Origin of the sequence: Bowmanella yangjiangensis (genome assembly GCF_017255015.1) — a bacterium.
Taxonomy (GTDB): Bacteria; Pseudomonadota; Gammaproteobacteria; order Enterobacterales; family Alteromonadaceae; genus Bowmanella; species Bowmanella yangjiangensis.
Genome location: NZ_JAFKCS010000001.1, coordinates 445,517 through 467,609, shown reverse-complemented (window position 1 = coordinate 467,609; position 22,093 = coordinate 445,517). Strand labels below are relative to the sequence as shown.

Genomic DNA, 22,093 nt, shown 5'->3' with positions numbered 1-22,093 from the left:
ACTCTCTTAGTCGGTCAGGGCTACTGGCAGGGACAGCAAGTCAGGGGCTAGTTGCTTTTTAGCCATACGCAGACCTTTAGTTACCTGGGTACGGTAGCTGGAAGGCAGCGCTTCCCACTGACGGGTTTGCTTGTTCCAAATACCTTGCTGGCTGGCATCGCGGGTTTGGTAAATCAGGGCAGTGCGGCCGACGCGCAGGAAATCCACATCACGTTCCTGACCATCAACCGTATGCAGGCCACTGTAGGCTTCCAGGGTGCGGCCGTAGTCCATCTCAATCTGGTAAGCTTCCATTACACGACGGAACTTTTCAGAAGGCGCCACGTCAGCACGCTCCATTAAACCGGCTAAATCGGCCAGGCGCTTGCTACGCTCTTCGGGCAAAAAAGGCACATCCAGTTCAACGAACTGTTTGAGGCCTTCAATCATGCGCAACATCAGCGGTGTAATCTGACGCTCAATCACGCTCACTTCATCAATGGCTTTGTTCAGGTCGGCGACTTCTTGAAGCTGATTGTCGATTTGCTTACGCAACTGCGCGTTGTATACCATCAGACCATCGATTTCTTTGTTGATGGTCTTGAACTGCTGCAGTTTGCTGTCGATCTGATCTGTCATTTTGTCGATCTTCTGCTGTGAACCAGCAGCCGATGTATTGATCTTACCGGCCTCTTTCACAACAGGTTCAATATACTTGTCTTGCTGCGCCATTGACGGGGCAGTGACTGCCAAGGTCGTGGCAAGCACGGTCAGCGGAAGTAGTTTCAAAAGCCTCATACTGTCAAACCCTAATTAAACACGATCAGCGGGATACTGACCTTTTGGAATTCGCGCACAGGATAGGGGTTGTCCGTGACAGTTTTATTACAAATTGAAGACTATGACGTGATTCATAATCCCCCTGCATCAACTGTTTTGGCCCGCTGTCCCAGTAAAAAAGAAAGGGCCGCTTAGCGGCCCTTCCGGTTGTTTAGAAGTCGTACTTGTAACTGAGCTGGAAGGTGGTTCCAACACTGCGACTACGCACTGTGACGCCATCCTGGGTTACTTCCTGGTCTTCGCCCAGCAAGTTACGCACGCGCAGCTTGATGGTGCTGTTGAAGTCCATGTAATAGGAGTAAATCATATCCAGCGAATGGAACGGTTGCTCATAGGCATCCTGACGACCATCAATACCTGAAGCGAGGATACGTTCACCAAATACGTTGTACACCAAAGAGGCACTGTGCTCGCCATTGGCAGAGTCATAGCCCAGCTGGAAGTTAGCGACGTACTTGGAGTGACCGTTCATCCGCTTGGTGGTGTTGGTTAAGCTGCCGGCATCAGAGGCTTCAATATCTACCTCAGAATCACTTAGCGTGATGTTGCCTGAGGTAAAGAAACCATCTACCGCCCAGCCCAGGTCATACAACCACTCGGCCTCGATACCATAGAGTTCTGCCTGAGAACCGTTGGTAAAGCTGGCGGTATAGGTTGAGTCCCCTACTCGCAATACGGTTTCAATGGGGTTAGTGATGTCTTTGTAGAACAAAGACAACGCCAGGTTATTTCCCATCTCGCCATACAGCTCATAGCGCAGGTCGTAGTTTTTCAGGGTGCTGGACACCAACTGGGTATTACCCGTGGTACGGATATCGGTGAGCGGGTCGAAATAACCAACCGGCACCACTTCACGCAAGTCTGGACGCACCACTGTCTCACCGTAGCCCGCACGCACCTGATAGCTGTCGCCACCAATGTAGGTCAGGCTCAATGACGGAAAGAAGTCATCGGTATCGATACTTCGCGCCTTGATGTTTTCCGCATTGAAAAACACATCTTGATCTTCGGCAGTGAAGATCAAACTGGAGGTTTCCAGGGCTACCTGCTTAAAGGCTTCGTAACGCAAACCACCACTGAAGCGCCAGGTGTTGTCAAAAATGACATCAAAGGCACCATATCCGGCATCAATCTTTTGCGCCGCCAGATAATCATCTGCTTCCGGCGCATCAGGTTCGTTGAAGGCCACAAACAGATTCTGCTCGGCGATAAAGGCATCGCTCAGATAGGACGGCAGATTCAACAGCTCAGATTCTTTGTCGCTAATACCAATGGCCGTACCACTGTTATTTACAAAGAAACTGGACGTTGTGTAGTAACGGGCACGGTCAACAAAGTCCCAACCGCCTTTCAGTTCCACTTCAAAACGGCCCAGCGTCAGAGGCAATGTCACATTACCTCCCCAGTTTTTCATATGATCGTCCATGGAGACGTAGTCATACTCGACCTGGCCGTTACCGCCGTTGACGTCGGTTTTCAGGTACTTACCGTTGCCGTCATACTTATTGCTGAAGTTAAAGGTAGCTTGCAGCGGAATATCGGTTTCGGCTTCTGACTGTGTGTAATGCCAGTCAACACCCACGCCCCACCAATCCAGGAAGGTATGCTGACCGCGGAATTGGTCCACATCCAGTGAACGCTCTTCATAAGTGAAGCTTTGTGAATAATCGGCTATCCCGTCTGCGGCGATGGTCTGGTTCTGAGACGGGTTTTGCGCGGTGGCAATTTCCGACTCATCTTCATTGTCTTCGATCAGGATCTTGGTATAGCTCAGACTATGGGTATTCCAGCGATAGCCCAGCGTGAATAAGCCATTAATACGCTCATTCTCACTGGTGACCTGAGAGTCCACCATACTGTCAAAACAACTGTTGTTAACGTCTTCTGCGGTTTGCATAGACTCTGAACAATTTTCTGGCAAGCTGGCGCTGACCACGGCGTTACGACGCTCTTTGTAATTCCATTTATTGTCGTAAGCCACCGAGGCTAAAAAGCCAATGGTGCCGCCCAGCCAATCTTCTTCAAAGCTGTTACCAATATAGGCCTGAGCTGAATAGTTGGGGTCCAGCGATTCATCTTTAAGCGCCATGTCTCTTGGCAAAGAGCGCAACAGGCCGTCATTAATAGCGATAGCTTGCTGTGCAGCAGTACCGTTCTCGTTGTTGTATAAACCATCACGCTGAATGATGTTACGCAGCGAGAAGTCACCACGGTAATGCACTATGGCATCACGCAGCGCGGCTGGTGTACCACTGTCATTACGGTTGTAAGTAAAGCCGTCGGAATTATCTGAATTGGCTTCCACACCTAATTGGATCCCGGCGACGAATTCACTGGGAATAGACTTGGTGCGAATATCCACATTACCGCCACCAAAGGCAGCTGGCATGTTGGGTGAATAGGCTTTTTGTACCGACAGGCTTTCAATTACATTGGAAGGAAAGATATCCAGCGGGATAACATTTCGGGTCAAGTCTGGACTGGGGATGCTGGCGCCGTTTAAGCGGGCGCTGGAATAACGTTCACCCAAACCACGAACGTAGATGAATTTACCGTCTACCAGGGTCAGACCTGTCACCCTGCGAAGAGCCGAGGCAGCGTCACTGTCACCCGTACGGGAAATTTGTTCCGCACCCAGGATGTCTGCCACAAATGCCTGGTTCTTACGCTCTTCGATCACTGCCGTGGCAGTCCCCTGCAAACGTGTTCCAGTGGCAACCACTTCTTCAATCGCGTTGTCTTCCTGTGACTGAGCCAGTACCGACCCGGTCAACAAGCAAGCGCCGACGGCTATTGAAAGTTTATTCACTCTGAATCGAGTCATCATCATTTTTTCCCACACTTAATCGACAAATAGGCGCTACCGGGGCGCCTACTTGTCTCGATACAAAATGCTTATTCGTCGTTTGCGTTATCAAACGCGGCTTTCGCCCACTTGTACCAATCTGAGGAAGTGTCGGATGCGGCAACCGCACCGATAAAGTTAGTGGCTTCGAAGAAGCTGTTAACTGTGGTCATGTCGGTAGGTGTTACAGTCACCTCGGCAGACGTTGAGAAGCCGTTGTTGGCCAATACCGTGTCTGAACCATTAACCACTTCACTTGCACCGTCTTTGGTGAACCACTCGGTTACCGTAGTCGTACCGCTGGCAGTAGTGACGGTTTCTTTGCCTGTGGCAGACAGTGCCGCACAAGCTGCGATAGACGACTTGATGGATGCACGGTTTGTCACAATTTCATCAGCCGCGTCACCTGAGTAGTTGATACACCAGGTTTGGGTTGCCGCTTCTTTCTTCAGAACCATGTTGTAGAAAGTGGCGTTGATGAAATCATCCAGCTTCATGGCCAAAGAAGGATCGTCGTCACGGGCTGACATTTCGTCAGTGGTGATAACAGTCACGTTAGCAATATGTGGTGCAGAAGCTGGCGCCTGAGCGGTGGATGAACCTTTACGGCCGTCCGCTTCAAATCCGCCGTTACCCATGTTCAGGGTTTCACCACTGGCATTTTTTACGCTACCGTGTTTAATCAATACGAACTGGGCATTACCCTGCCAACCGGCATCGATGTCCAAGCTGTCATCCTGAGTATCAGTGATAACAATGTGCTTCAGGTTTACCGCCCCACCGAACAACTCGATACCATCATCGTAACCGGCGTAAATATCGATATAGTCGATTTCAGTACCAGAACCTACAGAGTTCAGGAACAGTGAGTTCAGGTCGTTACCCACTTCAGCACCCGCTGGCAGACCACCTGCATAGTGGATTTTCACAAATTTCAGTGAACCGCTGTCGTCCTGGTTGTTATTACCACCGTAGTAAGACACTGCACCTTCACTCTCAGCGTTACAGCTGCCAGCTGTACGCTCTGCGTCAGAACACTGGTCAGTGATACCGAAACCATTGATGATCACACCGCCCCAGTCTTGTGGAGAAGGACCTGAGCCTACAGAGTCGAGGGCAGCGATAGCGTTAGCAGAAGTAAAAGTAATTGGCTTAGCCAGTGTACCTACCGCTTCGATATTAGCACCACGGTTGATCTGAACACGAGACGCCGCGTTGTCGAATACCACGGTTGCACCAGCATCAACGGTCAGGGTAGGACCGTCCATGTCAACACTACAGCCCTGGCTGGTGTTACAGTCCTGACCTACAGCCAGAGAACTCTTAAAGTAATGCACCAGGTCAGTACCTAATGTCACGTCAACGGTCAGCGGCTTAGCTGCGCTTACGAAGGTAGTGGAGTAAGTACAAATCTTGCTGCTGCTGTCATAGGTGCCCTGCACCGTTTCACCGCTGGCTTCATAGGAAGCACAAGGATTCTCATCACCGCCATTATCGCCACCGTTATCACCACCGTTTGATGGAGGGTTGTTTACAGTGCTGTTGTCATTAACGGTTGGGGTGATATTGATATCTCCGCCACAGCCAGCCAGTACCAGGGCTACAGCAACGGCAGATACCTTAAACATGGTTTTGAGTTCCATTGAGCTCTCCGAAATTTTGAGAATATGGGTTAACAAATCGGAGGCAAGGTTAACTGGCGAGAGTGACACTTTTGTTACAACGCCGCAGTGTCACAAAAGTTTCACGGAACTTTTCAGTTCCAGCAAGAATAAGCTATCTCATTGTTTTTAAAGAAAGTGTATTAATTATTCAGCATCTTCTTATATTCAAAGCCGTTGTTTGTCAGGCAGCAACGGCTTGAAGAGCGTGGAATTTACGGCTACGCAAAATGACAAAACAGCGGACCACTCAGCCCGCCTGACAGGCTAGCCTTAAGGCCATCCCGTCTTGAGACAACCTGCGGTGGCGCACATCTTCGTGACGGGCCTGTTTGAGCGCACTTGCCCACCAACTGAGTTGGTCCAACATTTTCAGCAAGGTGCGGCGTGGGCGTTCTTGCTCACGAAGCACACCGTTTGAATCGAATTGTTCCCAGGCATTAATAAAACACACCGAATCTCTGACACTGGCACTTTGCAGTTCCACAAATACCTGTCTGAGTTGTTCGACCGCCCGCAGCCCGCCGGATACCCCGCCATAACTCACAAAACCCACCGGCTTGGTATGCCATTCGGAACTGATCGAATCGATCAATTGCTTTAAGGGCGCAGGAAAGCTGTGGTTGTACTCGGGTGTGACCACAATAAAGGCATCCGCCGCTCCAAGCTCGGAACGAATGCCTTGCATAACCAATTCAGACAGTCCGCCAGACGGCTCACACAAGTCTTTTGGATCTATTAAACTCAGGCGAAATGCATTCAGTGCAGCTAATTCCCCCATTAACCAATCAGTCACACGCTCACACAAGCGCCCCTCGCGGGTACTGCCCATAATAACGGCGATATTTAGTTTGTCTGACATGCAATACTCCTTGCTACGCGAATAATAGGGTTCGTCACCGGCCATGGTGATGAGTGGGGGACGAATTCACTGGTTTACATAGCCGATTATGTCACTTAGGCTAAAACCTCAAGCATGGTTAAGGTCAAGCGTCAGGTGAAAAAAAATTCTGAAACAAACCCAACTGATTGTGGCAAGCACACAACACTGAGCGTTGGCCAGGTTGCCAAACGCAGCGGCATTGCCGTCTCGGCGGTACATTTTTACGAACAGAAAGGACTCATACAAAGTCGCCGCAATGCGGGCAATCAGCGTCGCTATCATCGCGATGTACTGCGACGTATTGCAGTAATTAAAACCGCTCAACAAGTCGGCGTGCCTCTGGCCAAGATAGCCCATGCCCTGTCGTCGTTACCCGACAACAAAGCACCTAATGTTGAAGACTGGGCGCACATGTCGAGTCTGTGGCTGGACGATCTGAACCACAGAATTGATACCCTCATCGCCTTGCGAGACAACCTCAGTAATTGCATTGGTTGCGGTTGCTTGTCCCTACATCATTGCTGGCTGAGAAATCCCGGTGATACCTTATCTCAGCAGGGTTGTGGCGCCAGACTGATTGACCCGGACTGAGACTCAGCTCTTGCCCAAAGCAGCATGAAGAAATGCCTTCAGAGTAACGCGCTGAGCAATTAAAAGCCCCCTGACCAGATAGGTGTTGGCACAGTTCTGGCTTATTAACTTTTGCGACTCATTGGCTGGCAAGCAGAAGGATCGCCGGCCGAAACAACAGGAGGCTTTATGTTAGGCTGGGCACTTACCTTTTTAATTATTGCTATTATCGCCGCGTTATTAGGATTTGGCGGTATAGCAGGAGCGGCAACAGGTATCGCGAAAGTCATCTTCTTCGTGTTTATTCTGTTGATGCTGATATCACTGCTAGCCAATGCGTTTAGAGGAAAACGACCAAAACTGTAAATTCAGCTTAATTAACGGAGTAAATATCATGAACAACAAAACTTTAGCAGTGGCAATGTTACTGGCGACCCTTGGCCTGACGGCTTGTGATAATGCTGGCAAAGCCGAACAAGCTGGCGAGAAAGTTGACCAAACCGTTGAGCAAGCCGGTGAAAAGCTGGATGATGCGTTGGAACAAGCAAAAGACAAGATGCAAACCGCTAAGGACGAACTTGAGAACCTTGCAGAAGAAACCGGCGAGAAGCTGGATGACGCTGCACAGACCAGCGCCGATAAATTAAAGGAACTTTGCGAAAAAGCTAAGGAGAAAGCCGAGTTTAAAGACAAGGAATGCTAATAATCAACAGGGGGGCGAAAGCCCCCTTGTCACTTTGACTCAATAGCCATTTTTAGCTGCGAGGCTTTTTATTCGGCAAATCGCCAGTCTGGTTAAAAGGAGGACGAATGCCGGTTGCGATGTATTACCTAAGTGGCAGCCTGGCTGCCTTTGTTCTGTTTTTACTCTCTCCATGGATGGCCCTCAGTATCATCCTGGTCTGGACCAGTTTGTCATTACTTGCGGTGGGTCTAGCCTATCTTTTCAACTATCCGGCCTTATTTCGCAAACGGGCTGACGGCTCGATTCCCATAGCCATTCGCTGGCTTTTCATTCCATTTTTATTTGGTGCCACGCTTTACAACTATTGGGCCAGGAAGCGGGACAAGGTGCCGCAGGTACAGAAAATCACGGATCAGCTTTACCTTGGTGCCCGATTATTTAGCCGCGACTTGAACTACTTAAAAGTACAGGGTATTCGAGCTGTGTTGGACGTTACTGCTGAGTTCAATGGTCTGGATTGGGCCATTGAAGAACAGCCCCTTCACTACCTGAATGTACCCGTATTGGACCATAGCGCACCGAATGCCGCACAACTGAATCAGGCCATCAACTGGCTACACCAACAGCACCGCCAAGGGCGTAAAGTGCTAGTGCATTGCGCCCTGGGGCGGGGACGCTCGGTGTTAGTCGCCGCTGCTTACCTTCTGGCTACACAGCCAGATAAATCGGCAAATGAGGTGCTGGACAGTATCCGCGCTATACGCCAGACAGCCAGGCTAAACCGCTGGCAATTTAAACAACTAGAGTACTTGCATCAGGAAGACAAGTTGAGATTTGCGGTAAACGCCTGGTTAATTGCAAATCCAGTGGCGGGCGGCGGCAAATGGCAGGACTGTCAAGCGCAGATAGAACAACAACTTGCCCCCAGGCTCGCGCTAAAAATCAAACTCACCAACCCTGACGAGGACGGCCGAAAGTTGGCTGAGCAAGCCATCAAGGCGGGGGCAGACATAGTAATAGCCTGCGGCGGCGACGGTACCATCACAGAAGTCGCTTCGGTGCTGACTGACACCCAAGTGCCGCTGGGCATCATTCCGATGGGAACCGCCAATGCCCTAAGCTATGCGCTTTGCGGCATCAAAAGCAAAGTATTTCCCATAGATACGGCCTGCCAGTCTATTTTGGAAGGGGAAGTTCGCGCCATTGATACTGCCAGATGCAACGGCAAGCTGATTTTGCTATTAGCCGCCGTCGGTTTTGAACAGCAGATGATTGAAGCCGCCAATCGTAAAGAAAAGAATGCACTGGGGCAATTTGCTTACTTATTGGGACTTTGGCGCGCAATTGAGCAAAATCAAAACCTGCAACTTGAGGTGCAGTTTGATGATGAGCCCGCGCAGACTCTCCACACTCACAGTCTGGTGGTCGCCAATGCAGCGCCGCTTACCACCTTATTAGCCCAGGGAGATGGCGAACCCGATCTGGCTGACGGCAAACTGGATGTTACCTGGTTGTCACCCAGCGAAAACTCAACACAGCATCTGTTAAGCCTCACCGAGCTGGCTTTGGCAGGTATCAGTCCAACAGGGGAAAACATCCACCATCGTCAGATAACCCGCATTCGTATCGATGGGCCAGATCTCTCGAGCTATGTGATTGATGGCGAGGTATTCGACGACCTTCCCTTGGATATCCAGATTCATCCAGCGTCCCTGAAAGTCTTAGCACCAGCACTCCACTAACCAAACTCGCAGCCCCACAAAATAGGGGCTGCGAGCAATTGTCGGGCTGTGGGGACATTAGTGACCAACACCTCGTTAACCGTATCCCACATGATGTAGAAACGGCTGAAGAGCCCGTCAATACAGGGGTTCAATCCAAAGGTTGGGCTCTGTTTTAAACCCATTCGCAGCGAGAGCTAATTCAGCAACACCCCCAAAAATGTCCCCTACAGGCGACACAAACACCATCCAATAAAAAATATATCTATATTTTTCAACAAGTTAAAAGTTGGCATCATCTTCGCTAAAGGTAAAGTGAGTTTAATGACAATGTCAAAGGAGACGATGATGAAACTCACAACCACCCTGATGACTCTGACACTGATTGCGGCCCCGGTAGCCATGGCAGGAGAGAATAGCTGGGAAAAGGAAGCCAAGGACGCCTGGATTGACGGCAAGGCAGAGACAACTTTACTGCTAAACACCAACTTAAATTCGTTCGACATCAACACCGATGTCAAAGATGGTGAAGTTACCCTTACCGGTAAGGTCGAGAGCGAAGTGGACAAATCCCTGGCTGGAGAATTGATTGAAAGCCTGGATGGTGTCACCAAAGTCCATAACAAGCTGGCTGTCATTAACAGCGACAGTCCAAGTAAAGTGGTGCAAACCCTGACAGACTCGAAAGTGGTCGCCGTGGTTAAAACCCGCCTACTGATTGAATCTGAAGTCACCGGCAGCAATATTGATGTTGATGCAAAACAAGGTGTAGTGACTTTAGAGGGCGAAGTCGCCACTGACGCAGAGCGCGATCTGGCCATCGCCATCGCCAAAAACACCGCTGATGTCACGAAAGTCGTAGATAAGCTTGAAATAGTAGAAAAATCTTAATGTCCATAAGCCCACCCTTCGGGGGTGGGCTTATATCTAATAGTTCACCGCCACAAACTCCCCTGCTCGCCCAATCAAGGTCTAAAGTTGTAGTGAGCTTGACGGCATTTCTGAAGACAACTCATGACAGAAAAAACCAAAACCGCCCTGATAACTGGTGCCAATCGAGGACTGGGTTTTAGCATTGCCAAAGGATTAGCCGAACGAGGGGATATCAAAGTACTGGCGGCAGCCCGCAGTAAAGTAGATGCGGAGAACGCCGCACGCAATATTGGCCATGGTGCCGTTGGCGTAGAATTAAGTTTACTGGATAAGCCCGAGCTGCGTGCGCAGGCCATAGCCCAGGTGCTAGGACCGATAGATATTCTGATTAACAACGCGGGCATACTGCTGCCTGGCGAAGCCCTTGATTGTCAGCGAACAGAGTTAGAACAAGCTCTGCAAGTGAATGCCATTGCACCTTTTTTACTGATGCAGGTACTAGGTAGCTTGATGCAACAGCGCGGCTGGGGGCGAATTGTGAACCTTACGTCGGGATGGGGTACCTTTTACGATGGCTTAAGCGGCCCCACGTCCTATTCGGTCAGCAAGGCTACCCTTAATGCCATGACTGTTAATATGGCCCGCGCGTTAGGGGATAAGGTGAAGGTCAATGCAGCCTGCCCAGGCTGGGTCAGGACGGATATGGGAGGTCCAGATGCACCGCTTTCCGCTGAGCAAGGTGCCGATACCCCTATCTGGCTGGCGACCCTGCCCGATGAGGGACCAACAGGTGGTTTGTTCCGTCACCGCCAGCCATTGCAGTGGTGAATACGCTCATGTGCGCCAGCGATTAAACGACCAATACCACTGCTCAGGGTAACGCAGAATGAGCCGCTCAAATCTGTCATATAACAGCTGCATCGCCTCTGTATAGGCTTGTTTAGTCCTCGCAACCGGCTCTGTCATAAAAGACTCAATGTAAACCTGATAGCGACCGTTCTCGCCAATACAGCCGTAGGCAAGCAACATCGGCGTACCGGCAAAGGCGCTCAGCATGGCAGGGCCAGCAGGTGCGGTAGTCTGGCGCCCGAAGAAATTGACGTTCACATCTCTGGCAAATAAATCTGCATGCAAAGAGACTACCGCACCTTGTTGTATATGCTGTAGTAAACGCACAAAGGCACCATCTTGTTTCTTCTCCACATAGTTTATCCCTGCCTGCTGGTATGGATTATGTGCGGAGGGAATAAAGGCCGGCATATGTGTGAGGGTAACCGAACGACCGGTCAGGCGTTGTAGCGCCAGCGGCACCAACTCATAACAACAAGTATGTAACGTTGCTACAGAATAAAAGGTCTCACTATCAAACCCAGCGTCCTGAACGTCCAGGCTGAAGCTCTGGCTGACTTCCGTCAACAGTAGCATCAAGGCCATGGAATCAAAATCGGGCATTTCTCCCAGCAATCGCGTATCGGCGTTAAAGTCTGTCGCCGGCCGACTGAGTATATTACTCAGTAATTCCGTTAGTTGAGTTTGAATATCCATACAGGCTCCTGCTCGTATTGAAGAGCACTATACATCCCGTATCGGACACAATTCCGTGAGCAAATTGTTGATAGCTGTAGGCAAGTGTATGGAACTGTTTGGGGCTAAACAGGCATAGCGAACGACAAAACGTTCGCTTTGGTTTAATGGTAAAAGGGCAAATCAGGTGAAGTCAAAGACGTTAACTTACTGAACATTGCTGAATAAGCACTGTCATCGCCGCACCTTGCAAAGACGGATGAGGAACAAGCAGATTCTGGTCTTCAACGATATGCAACAGACTGGGCCTTATACCAAAACTGATTAGCTCTCGTTTAACCGCTTCGGCTCGGGACAAGGCGAGACTTTCTGGCAATGCGTCCCCTAGACCAGGATCACGATAACCATAGATCATTGCCAGTGAACGAGGGTTTTGTTTAATCAACTCAGCTTGTTGAAACAGTTTATCCAGTTCTGTGACGGGGATTTTGGCGCTGCCACTTGGAAAACCAACCAACAATTCTTTCAACGCCTGACGTTGTACATGAAAATTTGTCATCAGTCCCTCCAGCATGTGGACCTGAATAAGCTTTCCTTGCAATGGAAATGGCGCGCCCGTCCATGTGGCGCACCCAGGTTGAGAATTGTTAAGGCTTAGTTACCTTGAAACTTATCAAATTCTGCCCTTGTGATTTGGCCATCACTATCGGTATCAATCTGCTCGAAAACAGCTGCCAGGCGGCTATCTACCGAGGCTTCTTCCTTGCTTAGTGCGCCATTGCCATCCTTATCCAGGGATGTAAACAAATCAGCACCTGTTGCAAATGCACCCATGGCAGGCAGGAAAAACAAAACACATGCGAACTTTTTCATAATATTCTCCTTCAACATTGGGACGACCCGGCCTGTCATTCAGCTAATTAAGGCCGGGTACGCTTTAGCATTAATGCTTAGTTGCTTTGATACTTATCAAATTCAGCACGAGAGATTTGGCCATCGCCATCGCTATCAATCTCATCGAACGCCGCAGCCAAGCGGCTTTCAGCAGAGGCTTCTTCTTTACTCAACGCACCATTACCGTCCTTGTCCAGGGCAGCAAAAAGGTCGCTGATATTGCCGCTAGCCAAAGCACCAGTGGCAGGCAGGAAAAACAAAATAAATGCGAACTTTTTCATAACTTTCTCCTTCGACTTTGTTATTACCCGACTTGGTGTTAGTGCAAGTCGAGTCGGCATCGTTGCCGGGGTAGCGGTAACGGCGTTGTCGCTAGCGCTTGAACTAGACATTACAACTTCAATGCCAACTTTGTTTTTTTCTTTTAAAACAAACAGATAGAAAATTACGCGAGGAATTCATCAGTAAATACTGTCGCCTTCTCCCAACACTAAACGCGCAGATAAATTTTTATTCTTTAAAATCAACCAGATAGTCTGTCATCTATCTGAAACACAGTGCTCTGAGGCCTGTTTGGGCGGGCTTTTTACACTAGCGGTCAGACAAGGTTTCGCTCCGCGGCAGAGAGCTAACTCATTGTGTTACTGAAAAAATCCGGTTGGAAAGGGTAATCAGTGGCAATCGCAGGTATAAAAAAGGCCGGAATGCCCGGCCTGTTGTAGATGATTAAATTCGGAATACCGACACCTGCCCCTGCAGATTCACCGCCAATCGCGACAGATCATCACTGGCTTGGGCATTCTGATTGGAGCTGTCAGTGACACTGGCAATGCTGGTGCTGAAGTCGTTGACATTAGCACTGATCTCATTGGCCACTGTCGTCTGCTCTTCGGTGGCAGTAGACACTTGAATATTCATATCGGCAATCACCGTCAGGGACGCGATAATGTCTTTAAGAACCTGTGAAGAGTCTTCTGCATGATTGACACTGTCTGTCGCCATCTGCTGTGCCTGACTCATACTTTCCACAGCATCCTTAGCCGCCACTTGCAGTTTGCCAATCATCTCGCTGATGGACTCTGTGGCCTTTTGAGTATTATGCGCTAGTTGTCGCACTTCATCGGCCACCACCGCAAAGCCGCGTCCTGAGTCACCAGCCCGGGCCGCTTCAATAGCCGCATTCAACGCCAGTAAATTGGTCTGCTCTGCTACATTCTGAATCAATTGAACAACCTGGTTAATGTCATTAGCCTGACTATGTAACTGCTGAATGACTTCACTACTGCGATTAACCGCACCGGATAACTGGTTTATGGAGTGGATATTCTGCTGCACCTTTTGCTGACCGAGCTGTGCCTGCTCATCAGCGTCATTGGCTTTTTGTGAGGTAAGCAGTGCATTTTGCGCCACTTCTTGGATGGCTGCCGTCATCTCAGTCACAGCCGTCGCAATTTGCGTGCTTTGATGCTCCTGTTCATTGGCCGTACTGGCAACTTGCGTACTGATAGCATGCATCTCTTCCGCTGATGCTGCCAGAGTAGTCGAGGCCTGGATCACTTCCTTAACCAGAGTGTGTATGCGTTCCAGCATATTGTTAAAGCCTTCCGCCGTTTGGGCAATTTCATCCTGCCCGACCACGCAGGCCCTTACTGATAAATCCGCTGAATCGGCAATTCTGGTTATAGTATCGCGCAGACCAAGCAAGGGGGAGTTGATAGAACGGTAGATCAACCAGGCTATTACCAACATCAATAAAAACAGCACCGCAATCTTAATAAGGAAGAGCGTTACTGTTGTCTCATAGTCATCTGCTACCTGCTGGCGAAACTTGTTGGCTTCATCCAGTTGCAGTTGAATAAGGCTGGCATAACTTGCACTCAAAGGATCGAAGGCCTGGTATAGTTCTCTGACAAAACCATTGGGGTCAACAGATGACAGACTGCCCTGCGCCAGCAATCGACGGTAGTCCGTCAATTTAGCCAGTACAGTATTCAGGTTGCTTTCTATCTGACGTACCAGTTGCTCTTCTTCATTAGTCAGCTTAGTACTTTTATACTCTTGCCATTGCTTATCTGCAGTGTCCTGCGCAACTTGCATGCGACGGGAAAGCTCATCTTTGGAGATCACCCCGGCCCGGTATTTGTGCAGTATGTCGACAATTTCAACGGCATAATTGTCTGATACCACTTTGATTTGTTGCAGCGGTACCACTCTGTCTTTGTACAAGCTATCAATTTGTTGGTTTAACTGACGGAGGTCTTGAAGGGAATTAAAGGCAGAAAGTGCAAAGAAAAATAGCGGTAAAGCAACCAGGATCATCAACCGCACTTTGACTGTTACTTGATTCAGCATGATGTATTCTCTTGTCACAGCGGAAAACTACATCCATAACTCATGTCCTCTCAAGCATATTTTTTGCCTGAGATCAGTCCTTTAGCGAATGGGACAAATTCAGTTTATGCCACTTATAGGCGCTTCTCCACTGAATAATGTCAGTTACTTAAAAACAGTTTAGAACACGGTTCTGATAAAAAAATAACAAATAGTTTAGTAGCCAGCCTGTTAGTCACAAAAAGTAACAAGCTAAAAAAACACAAACCCGGTTAACAAAAAGTAAAGGATGAAAACCATCAAACTACAATTGTGACAGTTTTATTTCAATATCGATGAATTAGACATCAGTTGAAACAATTCACCTGAAAACCACGTTATTTAAGGCTTCCAATCAATTCTGACAGCCGATAGGATGCGCGCCGCAAACTTGTTTGCAGAACAACAGATAAAGGAACATCATGAAAAAAATTAATGTAGTGCTAACTTCTCTTCTACTTTCTTCTTCCGTAGTAGCACAAGAATATAACCTGTTCAGTGAGCTAAACTACACACGTGCCGAAGTAGGACAAGCCGATGCCGATATTCTCGGTGTAAGCTCCATTTACTACTTTGACAAGAAAGCGGTATTAGGCCCACTGGCAGAACTGTCTTACATCAACGACAAAACCAATGTCTACGGTGCGTACATTGATAGCGAAGGTGGAGTTAATGACCTGAACATCGGCGGCGAGTTGTTCTACAACAACTTCCTGTTTGGCGCCGAATACAACCGCGCCGAAGTAGGCAGCGACGATTTCGACAGCAGCAAAGTTACCTTAGGTTACCTGATCAACCCTAACCTCCTGGTAAAAGCGGATTACACTGACTTAGAGCACGGCGGTTTTGCCACTTTCGGTGCACAATATACCCACTCTTTGGGCGGTGTTGACTATGTTGGTTTCAGCCTGAACGTTGACGATGAATTCGACGTATGGACGGCGTCCAGCAAATACTTCAGCGCGCTGGGTGAAGACCGTTTTATTGCCGCAGAACTGTCTGTGACTGACAACGACGGTGACACTGACTGGGGCATCAGCGGTGATTACTACTTCACTACTATGACCTCTGTTGGCCTGAGCTACGCTGACGAAGCGAGCGACGATGTTTGGGGTATCAACGCCAAGCATTACTTCAACACTAACTGGGCAGTATCTGCTGCTTACGCCAGTGCTGACGAAAACGATGCAGATATCTACAGCATCAGCCTGATTGGCCAGTTCTAATTATCATCCGATAATTGACTGACAAAAAAGCGGAGCCCAGGCTCCGCTTTTTTATGTTCAGGATGAACGGTATGCCGCGGTGACATGGATGTCAAAGAGCGGCGGTGTTCAGGATGAACGGTATGCCGCGGTGGCATGGATGCCAAGGAGCGGCGATGTTCAGGATGAACGGTATGCCGCGGTGACATGGATGTCAAAGAGCGGCGGTGTCCATGGAGGGACTAAATGACGACGTTACTGGAGCATTCGTCGTCGATGTTCAAGACCGGCAGCTAGCTGCCGATACGTCCCCCGCCCTGCTTAGTGACCACCACCACAGAGGGCCTTGGCGGTAGATCATCCCTAAAATCTGGCCAACGGGTTTTGGGATTATCAAAGCTACTGCCGCCGCCAGGGTGCTGTATCGAGCAAAACAGGTTTTGCGAGTCAGGAGTAAAAAACGGCCCGCACAATTCCGCGCCTTCAGGGGTGCGCAGGAAACGCTTGGTCAAGGCTCGGTTAGGGCCACTGACTTCGGTTGCCCAAATGCCATCTGCAACACCCAGCACTTCGGCGCCATCAGTGGCAATCCAAAGGTTACCCAGGTTATCGAAGGCACAGTTATCCGGGCAAGCCAACCAGCCATTGTCGGTAATATCCGGATGATATTGGCTGCCGGACTGACCTTTTTTACCAGCCACAATCATCAGCTCCCAGCTAAAGGTGCCGGCACAGTGGTCACCACCTGGCGGCGTCAGCTCCAGCACTTGTCCGGTCAGATTTTTCGCTCTGGGGTTAGGGCCATCCACCTGTGCGGTCTGGCGGTTACTGTTATTGGTTAGCATTACATAAACCTGGCCAGTTACCGGGTTAACGTCTACATCCTCTGGCCGGTCCATCGGGGTCGCCCCCAGTAAATCTGCCGCTTTACGACAATCCAATTGCACATCCGCCTGGCTATGGAAGCCGTTTTCAGCGGTCAGCGGCCCATGTCCAAATACCAGGGGCAACCACTGCATGCTGCCATCATCATTAAAGCGCGCACAATACAGCGTGCCCTCATCCAGCAGATGAAGGTTGGCCTGCCGGTTATCTGGCTGGTAGCGACCTTTACTAATAAAGCGGTACAAGTACTCAAATTGCTGATCATCACCGCTATATGCCACAACGCTGTTGTCAGCATTGACAAACACATTAGCCCCCTCGTGCTTAAAGCGGCCAAGTGCAGTGCGCTTTTTGGGTACGGAATGAGGGTCAAATGGGTCGATCTCTACCACCCAACCTACATGCAGTGGCTCTGCCGGATTTTGACGCATATCCCAGCGCTCATGATGCAGTCCCCAACTGGTTCTGAAGTCACTGACCATGCCAAAGCGGCGATAATTGTCACCTTCGTTACTGGCACTGAAATCGCCACCAAAGAAGGTATCCACATTCTCCTCACCGGTCAGAATAGTGCCCCAGGGGGTGACACCACCCGCACAGTTGCCATAGGTTCCGAGGGTTTGCACCCCATCCGTGCTGTAACGGGTAAACAAGCGACTGCTGCCTGCAGCAGGGCCGGTCATCTGCATTGGCGTATGGGGAGTAATACGGCGGTTGTAGGGCGAATTTAACACCAACTGCCACTGCCCATCAGCCTGGCGGGCAATTTCCACCACACTTAAACCGTGGGCGGCAATATTTACATCGGTTTGCTGTTTGTCGAGCGCCAGTTCAGAGGGCGAGCCTGGGAACATCATCTCGGAACTGCAATATTCGTGGTTAACCACCAGCAAACCACGGTCGGATGCTTGCGAGCCCAAAGGCAAGGAAACAAAACCGATGAAATCATTGTTATAGCCAAACTGCTTGAGCTGGCGCTGCTCGGTTTGCTGGTCAGGGTCAAAGGCAGGGGTGTTAGGGAACAGCGCATCCCCCCAGCTCACCAATACCTGTGTCTGATAACCGGGCGATACCGACAAATAGGCATCCAGGCCATGTTCGAGCTCGGTAAAGGTCAGCGAACCCTGCGCCTTACTCACGGCAGAGGCTGAGGTCACAACTGATGAAGTTTTGATGCTGCAGGCCCCCAGCATCATAGTGGCGCTGCTAAGACCTAAACCTTTCAGGGCATTCCGACGGGAAAGGCGTACAGCCAAAACGGATTGAAAGTCTGGGGAAGAAGATGATTTTTGCGGCATAAAGGTCTCTGTTTCTGTGCAATAGGTGCCAAAGCCACAGGTCCAGTCGACGCTGCCAGAATCAGCACTAAAAGCGCAGGAGACTAAAAGCCGATGATGACAGCGGCATGACAATTCGATGACAAGCCGCTGATTCCCGATGAAATTATCTTAGCAGCAAGAGCGGCACTCTGGCCTGTCCAAGCATTTTCAGGGTAAAACTGCCGAGCAGCATTTCGCGCCAGCGGCTATGCCCAAAAGACCCCATTACCTGCATCTGAATACCGTGCTGCTGCTGATAGGCCAGCAGCTCCTGGTCTGGAATACCGTGCAGATTTGCCTGCACCACCTCTATGTCAGCGCCGGCCAAGGCATTCTCACCCTTTTGCAGTATTTCACGACCTTTTTCAACGTCATCTCCCACATACACAAGGTGACAAACCATGCCTGTAAACAGCGGACTACCGGTCAGTAGCTCTAACGCACGGCATGCAGCTTGGCTGCCGTCATAAGCCAGCATAATACGTTGGGGCGTTTCAAACTCGCCATTAACCACCAAAATGGGACGGTGCAAAGAGCGCAGCACTGTCTCCAGATGGTTGCCCAGACGGCCAGGTTGCTCGGCATGATCTTCACCGCGAATACCCAGCACCAATACCCGGATTTCCTCTTCCAATTCCACCAGCGTCTCTGTCAGGCTGCCATGACGCTGACAGGCCAAGATATCACTTACCCCAAATGCAGTGACGCGCTCAGTGGCATTGCTAAGCAGCAATTTACCTTGCTCCAGCATAATTTTACTGCGCTTGGCTTCCAGCTCGGTAAGCTCTTCCAGTAAGTGCTCGCGGCTACCAAAGCCAATATTGCCAGATAAGTCCGCGACCATCACAGGTTCGCGATGCTCCAGGTTATGCAGTAACTTAAGCGGCGCATTCACCCGACTGGCAATCCACGCCGCATAATCGACCACGGCATTGGAGATGGACGAACCGTCGATACCGGCCAGTACTTTTCTGTTGTCATTTGCCATTAATGCAGCACCTTCTCAATCTCTTCCGGTTTGTCGTGTTTGCCGAAGCGATCCACTATGGTTTCGCTGGCCTGATTCAGGCCGATAAGCTCAACCTCTGCGCCTTCGCGACGAAACTTAAGCACCACTTTATCCAGCGCATCCACCGCGGAAATATCCCAGAAATGTGCTCTGCTCAAGTCAATCACTACTTTATCAACCACTTCCTTGAAGTCAAAACCAGCGGCAAATTTGTCAGCCGAATTGAAAAATACCTGGCCGACCACTTTGTAGGTACGGATACTGTTTTCACTATCTAAACTGGCGTCCAGATACAGGATATGACTGACCTTATTGGCAAAAAACAGTGAGGCAAGCAACACACCCACAAACACGCCGTAGGCCAGGTTGTGGGTAAATACCGTCACCAGTACGGTGGCCAGCATCACGATATTGTATGACAGTGGGTAGGTCCTGAGTTTAATCACAGAGTCCCAGCTAAAAGTACCGATGGACACCATGATCATCACGGCCACCAGAGCCGCCATGGGGATCTGACGGATCCAGTCACTTAAAAACACCACCATAATCAGCAGGAAGACGCCGGCTACCAAGGTAGATAAACGCCCTCGGCCACCGGATTTTACGTTAATTACCGACTGACCAATCATGGCGCAACCCGCCATACCGCCCAGCAGACCGGCACCGATATTGGCAATGCCCTGGCCCTTACATTCACGGTTTTTGTCACTTTGGGTATCAGTTAAATCATCCACAATAGTGGCTGTCATTAATGACTCCAGCAGACCGACCACCGCCAGTGCCGCCGAGTACGGCAGGATTATCCAAAGGGTTTCCAGATTCAGTGGCACATCCGGCCACAGAAAAACCGGCAGGGTATCCGGAAGCTCGCCCATATCCCCGACGGTGCGAATATCCAGCCCCAGCAGCAGATATACCGCCGTCATGGACAAAATACACACTAAGGGCGATGGGATGACCTTGCCAATTTTCGGTACATAAGGGAACAGATAAATAATGCCAAGACCTGCCGCCGTCATGGCATACACATGCCAGGTGACATTGGTCAGTTCAGGAAGCTGCGCCATAAAAATCAGAATAGCCAGGGCATTAACAAAGCCCGTCACCACAGAGCGGGACACAAAAGACATCAGGCTACCCAGCTTCAGATATCCCGCCAATATCTGTAACACACCGGTCAACAGCGTGGCGGCCAGCAGATACTGCAAACCATGTTCCTTGACCAAAGTCACCATCACCAGCGCCATGGCCCCGGTAGCAGCAGAAATCATGCCCGGTCTGCCGCCGATAAAGGCGATAATGGTGGCAATACAAAAAGACGCGTACAAACCCACTTTAGGGTCGACCCCGGCGATAATGGAAAACGCGATGGCCTCAGGAATAAGGGCCAGCGCCACCACCAGGCCGGCCAGCAAATCGGCGCGCACATTGCCAAGCCAATCTTGTCGGGTTGAGTGTAAAAGCATAGTATTCCTGTTGATTGTGTGTCGGCATCGGGGATGTGTCCCCAAAAGCATAGGTCAACGGCTCGACTTATCCTCGTGTATCCCGGCTAGTAAGTCGCATTCGAAGGGCGCGATCATACGGATTGGCTGCTTTACCCGCAACCTTATGAAACAGGCAAAAACTGCGGCCAGATAGCTAGCCTGTTTGCCAATGCTTGTTAGACTTAAGGTCTTTGTATCTGGCAAACCACTGGAGCCACACTATGCAAACTATCAAAACCCGTGCCGCTGTTGCCTGGGAGGCAGGAAAACCCTTATCTATTGAAGAAGTGGAGTTGATGCCACCACAAAAAGGCGAAGTTCTGGTGCGTATCGTCGCCACCGGTGTCTGCCACACCGATGCATTTACCCTCTCAGGAGAGGATCCTGAAGGCATCTTCCCCGCCATTTTGGGCCACGAAGGAGCCGGTATAGTAGAAGCTGTAGGCGAAGGGGTTACCACTTTGGCCGTGGGCGACCATGTGATTCCGCTCTACACGCCGGAATGTGGCGAGTGTAAATTCTGTAAATCAGGTAAAACCAACTTGTGTCAGGCCATTCGCGCCACCCAAGGCAAAGGATTAATGCCAGACGGCACTACCCGTTTCAGCAAAAACGGTCAGCCCATCTACCACTACATGGGCACCTCTACCTTCGCCGAGCATACCGTGGTGCCAGAAATAGCCCTGGCCAAAATTCCTAAAGATGCTCCACTGGAAAAAGTTTGCTTGCTCGGCTGTGGCGTTACCACTGGCATGGGGGCGGTCAGCAACGCCGCCAAAGTGCAACTGGGGGATACCGTGGCGGTGTTCGGGCTCGGCGGCATCGGTCTGTCGGTGCTGATTGGGGCACGTATGGCCGGGGCAGGCCGGATTATCGCCATTGATATCAATGAAGATAAATTCGAGATCGCCAAGCAACTGGGCGCTACAGATACCGTAAATCCCAAAACATTCGACAAGCCCATTCAGGAAGTCATTGTAGAGATGACCGACGGCGGTGTGGATTACTCTTTTGAGTGCATCGGCAATGTACATGTCATGCGCTCGGCGCTGGAGTGTTGCCACAAAGGCTGGGGCGAGTCGGTGATTATTGGTGTGGCGGGGGCTGGTCAGGAAATTTCCACCAGGCCTTTCCAGTTGGTTACCGGCCGGGTGTGGCGCGGCACCGCGTTTGGCGGGGTAAAAGGGCGCAGCCAGTTACCTGATTATGTGCAGCGCTATATGGATGGCGAATTTGAGCTGGATACCTTTATCACCCATACCATGCCGCTTGAAGATATCAACAAGGCCTTTGATTTAATGCACCAAGGCAAATCCATTCGTAGCGTGATTCACTATTAATCG

The 22,093-nt window shown here is 50.2% G+C and carries 20 protein-coding genes; 8 read left to right on the top strand and 12 right to left on the bottom strand.

What is annotated here, in order from left to right:
- Nucleotides 1-6 precede the first annotated feature (6 nt).
- The 4 genes from J0A65_RS02060 to J0A65_RS02045 all read right to left on the bottom strand — a co-directional run bounded on the left by J0A65_RS02060 (nt 7) and on the right by J0A65_RS02045 (nt 6,187).
- Entirely contained in the window at nt 7-777 is a 771-nt protein-coding gene (locus J0A65_RS02060; RefSeq protein WP_206592445.1) for a DUF3450 domain-containing protein, read from the bottom strand.
- Nucleotides 778-970: 193 nt separating this feature from the next.
- The gene (locus J0A65_RS02055) at nt 971-3,646 is read right to left on the bottom strand and encodes a TonB-dependent receptor domain-containing protein (protein WP_206592444.1); all 2,676 of its coding nucleotides are present in this window, start codon (nt 3,644-3,646) and stop codon (nt 971-973) included.
- 68 nt (nt 3,647-3,714) lie between these two features.
- Complete coding sequence (locus tag J0A65_RS02050; RefSeq protein ID WP_206592443.1) at nt 3,715-5,307, bottom strand: hypothetical protein; 1,593 nt, start codon at nt 5,305-5,307, stop codon at nt 3,715-3,717.
- Between the two features lie 268 nt (nt 5,308-5,575).
- A complete protein-coding gene (locus J0A65_RS02045; RefSeq protein ID WP_206592442.1) occupies nt 5,576-6,187 on the bottom strand; it encodes an NADPH-dependent FMN reductase in 612 nt (203 codons plus the stop codon).
- A gap of 135 nt (nt 6,188-6,322) precedes the next feature.
- On the opposite strand from J0A65_RS02045, the gene soxR reads away from it, so the two are divergent.
- The 6 genes from soxR (at nt 6,323) to J0A65_RS02015 (ending at nt 10,885) form a co-directional block, all read left to right on the top strand.
- A complete protein-coding gene (soxR, locus tag J0A65_RS02040) occupies nt 6,323-6,799 on the top strand; it encodes a redox-sensitive transcriptional activator SoxR (protein ID WP_332874285.1) in 477 nt (158 codons plus the stop codon).
- Between the two features lie 168 nt (nt 6,800-6,967).
- Entirely contained in the window at nt 6,968-7,144 is a 177-nt protein-coding gene (locus tag J0A65_RS02035; protein ID WP_206592440.1) for a DUF1328 domain-containing protein, read from the top strand.
- 28 nt (nt 7,145-7,172) lie between these two features.
- Complete coding sequence (locus J0A65_RS02030) at nt 7,173-7,481, top strand: hypothetical protein (RefSeq protein ID WP_206592439.1); 309 nt, start codon at nt 7,173-7,175, stop codon at nt 7,479-7,481.
- A 107-nt stretch (nt 7,482-7,588) separates the two neighbouring features.
- Complete coding sequence (locus tag J0A65_RS02025) at nt 7,589-9,205, top strand: diacylglycerol kinase family protein (protein WP_206592438.1); 1,617 nt, start codon at nt 7,589-7,591, stop codon at nt 9,203-9,205.
- A 327-nt stretch (nt 9,206-9,532) separates the two neighbouring features.
- Nucleotides 9,533-10,075 carry a BON domain-containing protein gene (locus J0A65_RS02020; RefSeq protein WP_206592437.1) on the top strand — a complete coding sequence of 181 codons (543 nt, stop codon included), beginning with the start codon at nt 9,533-9,535 and terminating at the stop codon, nt 10,073-10,075.
- Between the two features lie 123 nt (nt 10,076-10,198).
- Complete coding sequence (locus J0A65_RS02015) at nt 10,199-10,885, top strand: SDR family NAD(P)-dependent oxidoreductase (protein ID WP_206592436.1); 687 nt, start codon at nt 10,199-10,201, stop codon at nt 10,883-10,885.
- A 6-nt stretch (nt 10,886-10,891) separates the two neighbouring features.
- On the opposite strand, the gene J0A65_RS02010 is transcribed toward J0A65_RS02015, so the two are convergent.
- From J0A65_RS02010 to J0A65_RS01990, 5 genes are all read right to left on the bottom strand, one after another.
- Nucleotides 10,892-11,602 (bottom strand): lysophospholipid acyltransferase family protein, encoded by a 711-nt coding sequence (locus J0A65_RS02010; protein ID WP_206592435.1) that lies wholly within the window; start codon nt 11,600-11,602, stop codon nt 10,892-10,894.
- 181 nt (nt 11,603-11,783) lie between these two features.
- Complete coding sequence (locus tag J0A65_RS02005) at nt 11,784-12,140, bottom strand: OmpA family protein (protein ID WP_206592434.1); 357 nt, start codon at nt 12,138-12,140, stop codon at nt 11,784-11,786.
- A 95-nt stretch (nt 12,141-12,235) separates the two neighbouring features.
- A complete protein-coding gene (locus J0A65_RS02000; protein WP_206592433.1) occupies nt 12,236-12,454 on the bottom strand; it encodes an EF-hand domain-containing protein in 219 nt (72 codons plus the stop codon).
- Nucleotides 12,455-12,531: 77 nt separating this feature from the next.
- Entirely contained in the window at nt 12,532-12,756 is a 225-nt protein-coding gene (locus J0A65_RS01995) for an EF-hand domain-containing protein (RefSeq protein WP_206592432.1), read from the bottom strand.
- Between the two features lie 445 nt (nt 12,757-13,201).
- Complete coding sequence (locus tag J0A65_RS01990) at nt 13,202-14,827, bottom strand: methyl-accepting chemotaxis protein (protein WP_206592431.1); 1,626 nt, start codon at nt 14,825-14,827, stop codon at nt 13,202-13,204.
- A gap of 440 nt (nt 14,828-15,267) precedes the next feature.
- On the opposite strand from J0A65_RS01990, the gene J0A65_RS01985 reads away from it, so the two are divergent.
- A complete protein-coding gene (locus J0A65_RS01985; protein WP_206592430.1) occupies nt 15,268-16,071 on the top strand; it encodes a putative porin in 804 nt (267 codons plus the stop codon).
- A 272-nt stretch (nt 16,072-16,343) separates the two neighbouring features.
- Here the strand turns inward: J0A65_RS01985 and J0A65_RS01980 are convergent, their stop codons facing one another.
- The 3 genes from J0A65_RS01980 to J0A65_RS01970 form a co-directional block, all read right to left on the bottom strand.
- Nucleotides 16,344-18,233 carry a PhoX family protein gene (locus J0A65_RS01980; protein WP_206592429.1) on the bottom strand — a complete coding sequence of 630 codons (1,890 nt, stop codon included), beginning with the start codon at nt 18,231-18,233 and terminating at the stop codon, nt 16,344-16,346.
- A gap of 145 nt (nt 18,234-18,378) precedes the next feature.
- Nucleotides 18,379-19,242 (bottom strand): universal stress protein, encoded by an 864-nt coding sequence (locus J0A65_RS01975; RefSeq protein WP_206592428.1) that lies wholly within the window; start codon nt 19,240-19,242, stop codon nt 18,379-18,381.
- The gene (locus J0A65_RS01970; protein WP_206592427.1) at nt 19,242-20,729 is read right to left on the bottom strand and encodes a SulP family inorganic anion transporter; all 1,488 of its coding nucleotides are present in this window, start codon (nt 20,727-20,729) and stop codon (nt 19,242-19,244) included. Before J0A65_RS01970 ends, J0A65_RS01975 begins: the two co-directional genes overlap by 1 nt.
- A 242-nt stretch (nt 20,730-20,971) precedes the next feature.
- Between J0A65_RS01970 and J0A65_RS01965 the strand changes: the two genes are divergently transcribed.
- Nucleotides 20,972-22,090 carry an S-(hydroxymethyl)glutathione dehydrogenase/class III alcohol dehydrogenase gene (locus tag J0A65_RS01965; protein ID WP_206592426.1) on the top strand — a complete coding sequence of 373 codons (1,119 nt, stop codon included), beginning with the start codon at nt 20,972-20,974 and terminating at the stop codon, nt 22,088-22,090.
- The last annotated feature ends 3 nt before the right edge of the window (nt 22,091-22,093 follow it).